11 protein-coding genes are annotated in these 12,794 nt (G+C 28.3%); all 11 read left to right on the top strand.

The features are described from left to right. Window positions 1-304: 304 nt before the first annotated feature. The 11 genes from Q3223_RS11785 (at window position 305) to Q3223_RS11735 (ending at window position 12,425) form a co-directional block, all read left to right on the top strand. Window positions 305-1,402 carry a hypothetical protein gene (locus Q3223_RS11785; RefSeq protein ID WP_054268708.1) on the top strand — a complete coding sequence of 366 codons (1,098 nt, stop codon included), beginning with the start codon at window positions 305-307 and terminating at the stop codon, window positions 1,400-1,402. Between the two features lie 259 nt (window positions 1,403-1,661). Continuing rightward, window positions 1,662-3,881: an ATP-dependent RecD-like DNA helicase gene (locus tag Q3223_RS11780; RefSeq protein ID WP_223153382.1), complete on the top strand. Its 2,220-nt coding sequence runs from the start codon at window positions 1,662-1,664 to the stop codon at window positions 3,879-3,881. Window positions 3,882-3,925: 44 nt separating this feature from the next. Further along, window positions 3,926-4,666 (top strand): ComF family protein, encoded by a 741-nt coding sequence (locus Q3223_RS11775; protein WP_235626697.1) that lies wholly within the window; start codon window positions 3,926-3,928, stop codon window positions 4,664-4,666. Between the two features lie 333 nt (window positions 4,667-4,999). Further along, a complete protein-coding gene (locus Q3223_RS11770; RefSeq protein WP_074179954.1) occupies window positions 5,000-6,913 on the top strand; it encodes a PTS sugar transporter subunit IIA in 1,914 nt (637 codons plus the stop codon). A 140-nt stretch (window positions 6,914-7,053) separates the two neighbouring features. Continuing rightward, complete coding sequence (locus Q3223_RS11765) at window positions 7,054-7,362, top strand: PTS lactose/cellobiose transporter subunit IIA (RefSeq protein WP_054268712.1); 309 nt, start codon at window positions 7,054-7,056, stop codon at window positions 7,360-7,362. Between the two features lie 25 nt (window positions 7,363-7,387). Beyond that, window positions 7,388-7,714, top strand: coding sequence for a PTS sugar transporter subunit IIB (locus Q3223_RS11760; RefSeq protein WP_074179932.1), 327 nt, complete (start codon window positions 7,388-7,390; stop codon window positions 7,712-7,714). A gap of 38 nt (window positions 7,715-7,752) precedes the next feature. Beyond that, entirely contained in the window at window positions 7,753-9,087 is a 1,335-nt protein-coding gene (gene celB, locus Q3223_RS11755) for a PTS cellobiose transporter subunit IIC (RefSeq protein ID WP_054268714.1), read from the top strand. A 10-nt stretch (window positions 9,088-9,097) separates the two neighbouring features. Further along, on the top strand, window positions 9,098-9,616 hold the full coding sequence (locus Q3223_RS11750; RefSeq protein WP_054268715.1) for a GrdB-related putative oxidoreductase: 519 nt from the start codon (window positions 9,098-9,100) through the stop codon (window positions 9,614-9,616). A 76-nt stretch (window positions 9,617-9,692) separates the two neighbouring features. Beyond that, a complete protein-coding gene (locus Q3223_RS11745; protein WP_054268716.1) occupies window positions 9,693-10,652 on the top strand; it encodes a N(4)-(beta-N-acetylglucosaminyl)-L-asparaginase in 960 nt (319 codons plus the stop codon). A gap of 46 nt (window positions 10,653-10,698) precedes the next feature. Continuing rightward, window positions 10,699-11,748: a Sapep family Mn(2+)-dependent dipeptidase gene (locus Q3223_RS11740; RefSeq protein ID WP_407812030.1), complete on the top strand. Its 1,050-nt coding sequence runs from the start codon at window positions 10,699-10,701 to the stop codon at window positions 11,746-11,748. A gap of 2 nt (window positions 11,749-11,750) precedes the next feature. After that, window positions 11,751-12,425: a copper homeostasis protein CutC gene (locus Q3223_RS11735; protein WP_219673442.1), complete on the top strand. Its 675-nt coding sequence runs from the start codon at window positions 11,751-11,753 to the stop codon at window positions 12,423-12,425. Window positions 12,426-12,794 lie beyond the last annotated feature (369 nt).

Raw genomic sequence — 12,794 nt, 5'->3', positions numbered from 1 at the left:
ACTGTTAGAATGTAATTTTATGATTATATTCTAACAGTTTTTTTATTGTAGATTAAATATTTTTAATAAATGTTAATTTCCCATCATATAATAGATAAACAGTATTTAATTAGATTAGTGTATTATATTTTTTAATATTATACTAAATCAGTACATATCATGGAAAATATGTTAAAGAATGGTTAAGATTGTGTTAACTACTGTTAAATAATTGAAAATATATTGAAATATCACAACAATACATCTAATATAATCTTAATAAACTTACACTTTAAAAATTATTTTAATTAGGGGGGAGTAGTGTATGTCAGGAAAAGTAAATATTAAAACTGTTATAAGTTTTGCTGGAGCTTATGTAGCTACTGTAATAGGTTCTGGATTTGCAACTGGTCAAGAGATATTGCAATTTTTTACGTTTTATGGATATGCTGGTATTATAGGTGGAATAATATCTATGGTATTATTTTCATGGTTTGGAGCAGAAGTTATAGATAAAGGAAGAGAGCTAAAACTTAAGGAGCCAATAAAGATTTATCAAGTATATTGTGGAAAATATCTTGGTACATTCTTTGAATGGTTTGGACCATTGTTCTTATTTGGAACACTAGTAATAATGATTGCAGGGGCAGGAGCTACATTATCAGAGTACTATGGATTAAATCCATATGTAGGTAGGATTGGTATGGCAATCGTTTCCCTAATAACTGTTTCTTTAGGTCTAACAAGACTTTCTAAGATACTAGGTAATATAGGTCCTATAATAATAATATTTACACTTTTAGTAGGAGCTATTAGTCTATGTAGTAATATTGATGCTTTACCAAATGCTGGGGCTATGGTTGATAGTTTAAACATTAAAACTGCTACATCAAGTGGGTATTTCTCAGGTGTGCTTTATACTTGTTATAATGTAATTATAGTAATCACATTCTTAACAGGAATGGGCTCTTCTGCAGTAAACAAAAAAGATGCTGTATGGGGTGGTATAGTAGGAGGAATAGCTCTTATGGCAGCAGCTATAATGATGAATCTAGCATTGCTTTCAGACATAGGAAATATATATACAAAAGAGATACCAGCACTTTACTTAGCTGATAAAATATCTCCAATAATAGGTGTTTTATTCTCAGTAGTACTTTTATTAGGAATATACACTACAGCTGTTCCACTATTATGGTCAGTAACTAACAGATTTGTAGAAGATGACCATCCTAAATTTAGAATTATAACAATAGTAGTAAGTATATTAGCATGTATAGGAGGCTTATTACCATTTGATAAACTAGTAGGAACTCTATATCCATATACAGGTTACATGGGAATTTTAATTTTACTATGTATGCTTTATAGAAGAATTACTAAGACCAGTGGATATAAGGAAAATAAATCTGAAATAAGTTAGTATTAGGATAATTTTATGAAATTTAATTTGTAGTTTACACATAAAGTGATTAAAATAAAATAGTTATTAAAATATGGCACCTGTTTTTTAAGGTGTCATATTTTTGGATGCACAATTTTTTTGTTTCTGATAAAATGTATAATAGTTGGAAATTACGTTAAGTATAAAAATATAAAAACTTTTCTAGAACTATCACAGTTTGACATATAAAACATACTGACTTAACAGGAGCGAGTATTAGTATTTTTAGGAGATAAAAATGGAAAAATTAGAAGGAATGATAAGTGAAATAGTCTTTAAAAATGAGGACAATGGATATACAATAGCTCATCTAGTAAATGAAAAAGATGAAATTGTAATTGTAGGATGTATGCCTACTTTGGCAACTGGAGAAAGTATAGAAGTTGAAGGTAAATGGGTAAACCATAAGATTTATGGTACTCAGTTTGAAGTAAATAGTTTTATGCCAGTGACACCCTCATCCTTAGAAGGAATTTATGTCTATTTATCTTCTGGAATGATACATGGTATTGGTGAAAAAATGGCTAAGAGAATAATTGATAAATTTGGTGTAGATACACTAAATGTCATACAAAATTCACCAGAGAGACTACAAGAAGTAGAGGGTATAGGGAGTAAAAAGGTAAAACAAATAGTAAAAAGTTATGAAGAAGATAGAGAACTGAGAAATATAATAATAGAACTATCTCCTTTTGGAATAACACCAAATTACTGTCTAAAAATATACAAGAAATATAAAAGTAGTGCAATAGAAGTTATAAATAAAAATCCATATCAACTTGCTGAAGATATAAGAGGAATTGGATTTAAGGTGGCTGACAGTATAGCCAATAAAATTGGTATAGATAAAAATTCCAAGGATAGAGTTTGTCAGGGAATTTTATACACTTTAAATAAATCTCTAAGCAATGGACATACATATTTACCAGAGCATATCCTAATACAAGATTCGGAAAAATTATTGGAGCTAAAAGGAGAAATAATAAAAGAGTGCATAATGATGCTAGTTTATAATCAAAAAATACATATAGAGAAAGTAAACAATGAAAATCTTATATATCTTATGCCATACTACTTAGCTGAGAATGGAGTATGTAGCCAAATAGTAAAACTATCACAGTATGAATTCGAAGACTTGAAAATAGATATAGATAGTGAAATTAATATTTTGGAAGAAGATAAAAAAATCAAGCTAGCAGAAAAACAAATTTTAGCAGTCAAAGAATCTATTAATAGTGGCGTATTAATTATAACTGGTGGTCCAGGAACTGGTAAGACAACCACTATTAATTCTATCATAGAAATATTTGAGAATAATGGTAAAAGTGTCACCTTAGCAGCTCCTACAGGAAGAGCAGCAAAGAGAATGAGTGAAACTTCTGATAAAGAAGCAAAAACTATACATAGATTGTTGGAAATGGGTTTCTCAACAGATGATGATTTAACTTTTTTCAAAGATGAAGAAGACCCAATAAATTCAGATGTAATCATTGTTGATGAGGTATCAATGGTAGATATTATTTTAATGTACAACTTGCTTAGAGCTATAAAATTAGGAACAAGAGTTATTTTGGTTGGAGATAGTGACCAATTACCTTCTGTAGGAGCTGGAAATGTACTTAAAGATATGATTGATTCTAATATTATAAATGTGGTTAAATTAAATGAAATATTTAGACAAGCACAAGAGAGCATGATAATTGTAAATGCTCATAAAATAAACAATGGAGAACCTCTTTATTTAAATACAAAAGAGAAAGATTTCTTTTTTATAAGAAAATCTACTAATGAAGAAATATTAAATGAAATAATAGGATTAGTTAATGAAAGATTACCTAAATTTTATAAAGTTGATAAATTAAAAGATATACAAGTTTTATCTTCAATGAGAAAAGGTGAGTTAGGAGTTACTAATCTCAATATAGAGTTACAGAAGTATCTTAACAAAAAAGAAAAATTTAAAGTTGAAGAAAGTTTTTCTAAAAGACTATTTAGAGTTGGCGATAAAGTAATGCAAGTAAAAAATAACTATACAAAAAAATGGGAGACAGAAGACCAAAAAGAAAGTGGAGAAGGCATCTATAATGGAGACATTGGATATGTCTACCACATAGATAAAGATAAGAAAACCATATATGTATTATTTGACCAAACTAAAATTGTATCTTATCTATATGATGAATTAGATGAAATCGACCATAGTTTCTGTACAACAATACATAAAAGTCAAGGAAGTGAATTTCCAGTTGTAGTATTACCAATAACTTGGGCTCCACCTATGTTACTTAGCCGTAATTTGTTATATACAGCTGTAACAAGAGCAAAAAAATTAGTTGTATTAGTTGGAGATGTAAAGTATCTTGAATATATGATAAAAAATAATAGAGTGAATCAAAGGTATTCAAATTTAGGATATAAGTTAAATAAATTTAAGCGAGAAGGGCTGTTGATAGAATAAATATGAAAATATGAAATGATAATTTTATTAAGCGTTTACAAAACATGATTAATAAATGTCTGGATTTTATATATCCTGAGAATATAAGTTGCATAATTTGTGATAAATCCATAAAGAAAACAAATACTTATTCAATATGCAAAAGCTGTTTTAATGAAATGAATTTTATACAAGATGGTTGTATGAAATGTGGAAAACCAATAATACATCATTCAATTGAAAAGGAGTTTTTTGAAGAGTGTAGTTACTGTTTTAATAAAGATTTTTATTTTGATAAATCTATATCCTGTATTGAATATAATGATGTAACCAAAAAGATAGTATTAGGGCTAAAATATAATCAGAAAACATTTATGGCTAGGTATATAGCTGAGATAATGAAAGAAAAGTTGCATTTAGAAAACTTGAAATTTGATTATATACTATTTGTTCCTCTTCATAAAAAAAGGTTGAACAAAAGAGGCTTTAATCAAGCACAAAAAATAGCGTCTAATTTAAGTAAGATACTTAATATTCCATTATTAGATTGTATAAGTAGAAAAAAATATACAAGAATGCTCTATAAATTAAACAAAAAAGAAAGAAAAGAAGAACTAAAAAATGTATTTGAAGTTAAAGAAAATATAAAATTAATAAATGATAAAAATTTACTTTTAATAGATGATATATTTACTACAGGTTTGACAACAAATGAAATTTCTAAACTTCTAAAGTTATCTGGTGCTAATAAGGTATTTGTATTGACTCTACTGACAAGAGCAAGTGATAATTATGTTATGGAATAATCTTATATGTTGACAATTTTAATTTAAAATATTAAAATGAATAAGTGATATTTAGGTCTGTGGTTGAAAGTCCAAGCCAGTCGCAGGCAAAAGGATCCACGTAAGTTAACACTAAAAATTGGGTTAATGATCATGGTGCGGCTTAGAAGTAAGACCTACCGGTAATAAAATCGAGAGAGAGTAGTAGTGCGGCGAACCCAAGCGAACCCTCCAGTAGGCGAGTGTGGGGTCAAAAACCAGGTCAGCTAAATATCATATTAAAGAGAGCTAGCATAATACTTTTATGTGTAGCTCTTTTTTGTGTATAATAAATTAAAATTAGGTCATAAAGAGGTGATATATTTGAACAAAAGACAGGAAAACTTGTTAACGACATTGCTATTAGAAAAAGATTTTATAAATGTAAATGAGATTGCTAATGATTTTGAATGTTCAGAAAGGACAATAAGAAATGATTGCAAATATATTGATGACTGGTTATCTACTTTCTGTAATGCTTATATAAAAAGGAAACCTAACATAGGAGTTAAATTTAGTGGAGATGATACAGATAAAATACTAGTAAATCAGAAGTTAAGAGGTGAAGTTAAAAGAGTAAATAGTGAGCTACATAAGCAAGTTGAGATATTGAATTTACTGCTTTGTAACAATAAGAAAATCACCTTAAATGATTTATCTAACAAATTATATATAAATAAAAATATTGTCAGAGAAGAAATAAGTAAATTATCATTGTTATTAAATAATTATAACTTAAATGTATTAACTAAAAAAGGCAGTGGTATATGTATTGAAGGAGATGAGAAAGACATAAGAGTAATGTTAGTATCATTCTTGTTTAAGTACATAGATAAATATAGGCTAAATATAGATGAAATAGAATATTTTCATATAGTAGATATAATAGTTGTTAAAAATATAATGTCTACCATAGAAGAGAATATGGATATAAGACTTACAGATATATCATTCAGACAATTAATGTTGTTTTTACTTATAAATATAATACGAATAAGATTAGGAAATTCTTTGGAGGTATTAAATGACAAGAAAGAGCTCAAATTAAAAATGCTTATTTTAGATATAGAAGATGAATTAAAATCTAATTTATCTATAGTGTTAAATCATGAAGAAAAATTGTTTATAGAATCCTTAATATTTGGTATGAATAAGCAAATAAATAGTAGTAACACTAAAAGAGCATTATATTTAAATGAAGAGTTAGTAGAATATACAAAAAAAATTATAAATTTAGTATCAGAAGAATCAGGAATAAATTTCAATAATGATATATTGCTTTATGAGCAATTAATATGTCATTTAAATGTTACAATGCACCAAATGAAAAGTAATGTATATTTGGAGAATCCACTTTTAGATAATATAAAAACTAAATTTTGCTTTTTATTCACAGTAATATCAAATTCAATAGGAATTGAATTAAAAGGAAAACAAATAACAGAAGATGAAATAGGTTATCTTACACTCCACTTTCAAACATCTTTAGAAAGGAAATATAATAAGAGGGAATCAAATAAGAAAGCAAGTATCGTATGCCCATTTAGTTTTGGGGTAAGTATGTTATTAAAAGTGAAAATAGAAAAGAGATTTGATAATATAGAAATTGTTGAAACTCTAAGAGAGGAAGATTTAAAAAGAGACAACTTCAATAAAATGATAGACTTTATAATTGCATTTCAAGAATATGAAAATATTCAAAAGCCAATTTTCATAACAACGCCGTTATTTACTGATGAAGATGAAAACAAACTTAAGGAATTTACAAATAAAATAAAAGAAAAAGATACATCATACAAGCTTATGAATAGATTAATGATGTCTGATTATTTAATAAGAGAGTTAGAACACGATGATATTTATGAAGCTATAACATATCTAACTAATTTGTTAATTGAAAAGCATTATGCTGAAAAAGAGTATTTAGAATCTATTATAACAAGAGAAAAATCATATCCAACCAATGTTGGCAAAGGAATACTATTTCCTCATGGAGATATGAAATACATAAAGCAATCTGTGTTATGTTTTGCAAGATTAAAGACACCAATAAAAATTAGAAATGGAAAAGATATAAATATTATACTTTTATTAGCTTACAAAAAGGATGATGATAGAAAAATATTTAGAGAGTTATTTAAAGAAATATCTAGTTTAACAGAAGATGAAGGTATGTTGGATACTCTAAGTAAGTGTGATATATCAAAAATAAAAGATGTTCTTATTTAAAATTCATAGTGAGATGTAAATAAGCACAAAATTTTCCATGTGATGGAAAAAGTTGTGCATGTTTTTTTGTTTTTATACGATATTATATATTTGTAAGATATAAACTATCTAAAAGCAGAGAAGCAACTTAGGAGGAAAAAATGGAAGAAATAGTTTTAAAGATTATAATTCACGCTGGAAATGCAAAATCCATGCTTTATGAAGCACTTAGTTGTGCAAAGGAAAACGATTTTAAAAAAGCAGATGAATTGATTGAAAGTGCAAACGAAGAAATTTTAAAGGCACATAAAGTACAAACTGAACTTATACAAAAAGAAGCTGGAGGAGATAAGTCAGATATATCTATATTGTTAATTCACTCTCAAGACCATTTAATGACTTGTATGAGCGAGAGAAATCTTATCAAAGAAATGATTATATTAAGAAAAGAAATTCAAAAATTAAAATAAAAAAGATTAAGGGGGATTTAGAAGAATGAAAAGAAAAGTATATTTATTTTGTAGTTTTGGAATGTCAACAAGTTTGCTTGCAGGTAAGATGCAAAAGGTAGCTGATGAGCATAATTTACCAATAGAAGTAGAAGCATTTCCGATAGCAGAAATTGATAAAATAGTTGCAGAAAAAAATCCAGATTGTATATTATTAGGGCCACAAGTTAAGTACATGTTAAAGGAATTAAAGCCAAAGTTTGAAGCACAAGGTAAGCCTATAGATATGATAAATGAAGCTGATTATGGAACTATGAATGGTGAAAAAGTATTAAAACTTGCTATAAAGTTAATAAAATCTAAACAAGTGTAGGATTATAATAGAAAATAATTGGAAATGAGGGTGGATAGATGAATAAATTGGAAAGAATACTTATGCCATTGGCTGAGAAAATAGGTAAAAATAAATTATTAATTGCAATTAGAGATGGTTTTTTAGTATCATCACCATTATTAATAATAGGTTCGTTATTTTTATTGGTAGCAAATTTTCCGATAAAAGGATGGGATGAATTTGTAGGCCAAATTTTTGGTTCAGATTGGGCTGTCAAATTACAACAACCAACTGTAGCGACATTTGAAGTAATGACTCTACTTGCAGTTCTAGGAATTGGATATTCTTATGCAAAACAAATAGATGTAGACCCAATAGCATCAGCAGCAGTTGCAATAGTTGCTTTTTTTATAGTAACACCATTTGTGATACCATATACACCAGAAGGAACAACATCAGTTTATATGGTCACAGGAATACCACTGGGGTGGATGGGCTCTAAAGGAATGTTTGTAGGTATGATAACAGCAATAACTTCTGTAAAATTATTTGCAGCAGTTGTCAAAAAAGGATGGACATTAAAAATGCCAGATGGAGTTCCTCCAACTGTATCAAAATCATTTGCTGCATTAATACCAAGTGCAATAGTTATGATAGTCTTCTTTTTAGTTAAGATAGCCTTTGAAGCTACACCATATGGGAGTATACATGAATTTATATTTAAATTTTTACAGATGCCATTGTTAAAACTAGGAAATAGCTTGGGTGCTATGGCAATTGCTTACATATTCTTACACTTATTCTGGTTCTTTGGAATAAATGGAAGTAGTGTTGTTGGAGCTGTATATAATCCTATATTAAAGATTTTATCAGCTGAAAATTTAGCTGCATTTCAAGCTGGTTCAAAAATACCAAACATAATAACTGGTCAATTCCAAGATATGTTTGCAACATTTGGTGGAGCTGGTAGTACACTATCATTAGTCATAGCTATGTTATTAATATGTAAAAGTAAACGTATAAAGTCAATGGGAAAATTATCAATCTTACCAGGAATATTTGGTATAAATGAGCCATTGATATTTGGTCTACCAATAATGCTTAACCCAATATTATTGATACCATTTGCAATAGTTCCAACAATAAATATAATAATAGCTTATTTCTGTATGTCAGCAGGTTTGGTACCACTTACAAATGGAGTCCAATTACCATGGACAACTCCAATTATATTCTCTGGTTTTCTAACAACAGGATGGCAAGGGGCTGTCTTACAATTAGCACTTCTTGTACTAGGAATATTTATGTATATGCCATTTATAAAAATGCTGGACAAACAATATTTGAGAGAAGAAAAGACAAATGTTGAAGAGGAAGATGATGATATATCTTTTGATGATTTAGTATTATAGGAGGAATATTATGAAAAAAATAGTTATGATATTGGATCAAATACAAGCTGGTGCTGGAGGAAAAGAAAAAAATAATATACCTCCTGCTGGAAAATCAAGCCCATTAGGTCCAGGTATAATGATGGAACCATTTTTAGATGATTCTAAAGTAATAGCTACATTATTTTGTGGAGACGAATTTTTTATAAATAATGAAGAAGATGTAACAAACAAAATGATAGCCATGGTAAAAAAATTAAATCCTGATGTAGTAATTTGTGGTCCAAGTTTCAATTATGAAAATTTTTCTAAGATGTCAGCTATATTATGCAAAAATATAAATGATAAGACTGATATATCAGCGTTTGCAGCTATGTCAGAAGAAAATATAGATATAATAAACGAATATAGAAATGATATATGTATAGTTAAAACACCAAAAAAAGGTGGAATTGGACTTAACGATTCATTAAACAACATATGTAAATTAGCAAAATCAATGGCAAATAAAGAGGATATAACTTTAATGAGAGAAGAATTTTGTTATTAATACAAATCTAAGTAATATAATATTTATAATGAAAACAGATTACTAGAATCTATATAATAAGGAGGGGAATTTTGACATGTGGGGAATGATAGCAACATGGAGAATGGCTCTAGAAGGTATAACTGAGGCATCAGAGAGTTTGGAAAAAGGTATGGAAGCAGGAGATGCAGTAGAGCTTGCTGTAAGAAGAGTCGAAGATTATCCATTCTATAAGTCAGTTGGTTATGGAGGACTTCCAAATGAAAACTGTGAGGTAGAACTTGATGCTGCATTTATGGATGGTAATACATTAGATATTGGAGCAGTTGCTGGGATAAGGGATTATTCTAATCCTGTCAGCATAGCGAGAAAACTTAGTTATGAGAAGGTAAATAATTTCTTGGTCGGAATAGGTGCTGAAGAGTATGCCCATAAAAATGGATTTGAAAGAAAAAATATGTTGACTGACAGAGCAAAGTTGCATTATAAAAAGAGAAAAAAAGAAACTTTAGACAAGGGATTAAGTCCATATTCGGGTCATGATACTGTTGGAATGATATCTTTAGATAAAAATGGGAAGATGTGTGCAGCTACTTCAACAAGTGGATTATTTATGAAGAAAAGAGGCAGAATAGGAGATTCTGCACTATCAGGTTCGGGATTTTTTGTTGATAGTAGTATAGGAGGAGCTACAGCTACTGGTCTAGGAGAAGACTTGATGAAGGGATGTATATCTTATGAAATAGTTAGACTTATGAAAGAAGGGAAACATCCACAAGAAGCTTGTGATATAGCAGTAAATGAACTTGATAAACAGCTTATTAAAAGAAGAGGGAAAGCTGGTGATTTATCACTAGTTGCCATGAACAATAAGGGCGAATGGGGAGTAGCTACAAATATAGCTGATTTTACTTTTTCAGTAGTAACTAAGGAAGAAGCACCTACAGTCTATATTTCAAATAGAGTAAACGGGAAAACTATACATAAGGTTATATCAAATGAATGGATGGAAGCATATGAAGCTAGAATAAAAGCTCCAATAGAAGTGAAAGAATAAATCAGTCATATAATAATGTAGAGTTTTTTATAATAAGGAGATTTTTATGAATATCATAAATAATAAAGTAGATGAATTAAGAGAAGACTTATTAAGTGATATTATAGATATTGTAAAAATACCTAGTGTTAAAGGGGAGTCAGAAAATGGCTTCCCTTTTGGCGAAAAAGTAGGTAAAGCACTTAATAAAGCATTAGAAATATCAAAAAAATTGGGATTTAAGGTTAGAAACTTAGATAATTATATAGGTTACGCAGAATATGGAGAGAGTGAAGATTACATTTGCGTGATTGGTCATGTAGATGTTGTACATGAAGGTGAAGGTTGGGAGTATCAACCTTATAAAGGAGAAAAAGTCGATGGAAGAATTTATGGTAGAGGAGTATTAGATAATAAAGGACCTATAATATCTGCTTTATATGGATTGTATGCTATTAAAGAATTGGCTTTAGATTTAGATAAAAAAGTTAGAATAATCTTTGGTACAAACGAAGAGAGTGGATTTGAAGATATACCATATTATTTAGAAAAAGAAAAAGCTCCTCTTATGGGATTTACACCAGATTGCAAGTATCCTGTTGTATATGGTGAAAAAGGAGTGGCAAAGATTAGAATCAAAAGCAAAAATACCTATGAAGACACATTTTTAGGCTTTATAGAAAACATGTCTGAAAATGTGCTTGTTACATATAAAGAGTTAAATAAAGAGAATAGTGATATTATATTGGATATAAAGGTAAAATACGATTTTAGTTATAAACTAAAAAATGTATTAGATGAAATAAAATTTAGTTTTCCAAATAGTATTGAAGTAGAAGTAATTTCTAATTTTAATCCTGTATATTTTGATAAAGAGAGTGAGCTTATTAAAAAACTTCAGATAGCATATGAAAGAGTTACATTATTAGATGGAACTCCAGTAACAACCAATGGAGGTACATATGCAAAAGTAATGCCAAATATAGTTCCATTTGGACCTTCATTTCCAGGACAAAAAGGAATAGCTCATAATCCTGATGAATACATGGATATAGAAGATATAATTTTAAATGCAAAGATATTTGCAAATGCAATATATGAATTGGCGAAGGAGTAATTATGTTAGAGATAATAGGAATGACAGTAGAAGACGCTAAAATTATAGAAGATTGTGGCGCAGATAGAATAGAGCTGGTTAGTGCTTTAACTGAAGGTGGATTGACACCAAGTTTTGGTCTTATAGAAAGAGTTGTTAACAGTGTAAAGATACCTGTGAATGTAATGATAAGACATCATGCAAAAAGTTTTACTTATAGTGAAGAAGATATAACAATCATGCAAAAAGATATAAGCATAATTAAAGATATTGGTGCTAATGGAGTTGTATTTGGTATGTTAGATAAAAACAATAACATAGATGAAAAAAATTTAAATGTTTTGTTAGAATGTTGTGATAATCTTGATGTTACATTTCATAGAGCTATAGATGAATCAAGTATAATGGATAGTATTAAAATTTTGAAGGATTATAATAAAATTACAAATATATTAACATCAGGTGGAAAGGGCAATATAGTTGATAACATACAAACAATAAATAATATGATACTTAATTCTAATCATATAAAAATTCTTTTAGGTGGAGGACTTAATTTTAATAATATAGAGAAGATAAAGGAATTAACTAAAGCAAGCAATTTTCATTTTGGTACAGCTATTAGAATAAATAACAGTCCTTTTGAAGATATAGATAAACAAAAACTTAAACAGCTTGTAAATATAATTTCAAAATAATACAAACATTAAATATTTAATCTAAATAATGAGTGTGAGTTAATTATAATTTGGGTATATGCATGATAATAGGTATTAAGTATGAAATTATTGTTGGAGGTGCTTTACTACTTTTATATAGTCTTGAATACTAATAATGAAAGAAAAAATAAAATATGGAGGTTTTAGAGGGTTTATATTTATAAAAAATTTATAAAAGTCGAACGGCATATAATACATATAATTTCCTAAAATTACCAACTTATGACATGAATTCACATATTAATAAACAATTAATGGAGATATTTGTGGATATAAACAGTAGCAAAAATAGCTTTAAATAAACAAATACAAGAGTTATTAACAATTTTATCCACATTATCCACAGGT

This window comes from Clostridioides sp. GD02367 (genome assembly GCF_045900275.1).
Classification (GTDB): Bacteria; Bacillota; Clostridia; order Peptostreptococcales; family Peptostreptococcaceae; genus Clostridioides; species Clostridioides difficile_A.
This window is presented reverse-complemented; position numbering and strand designations above follow the sequence as displayed.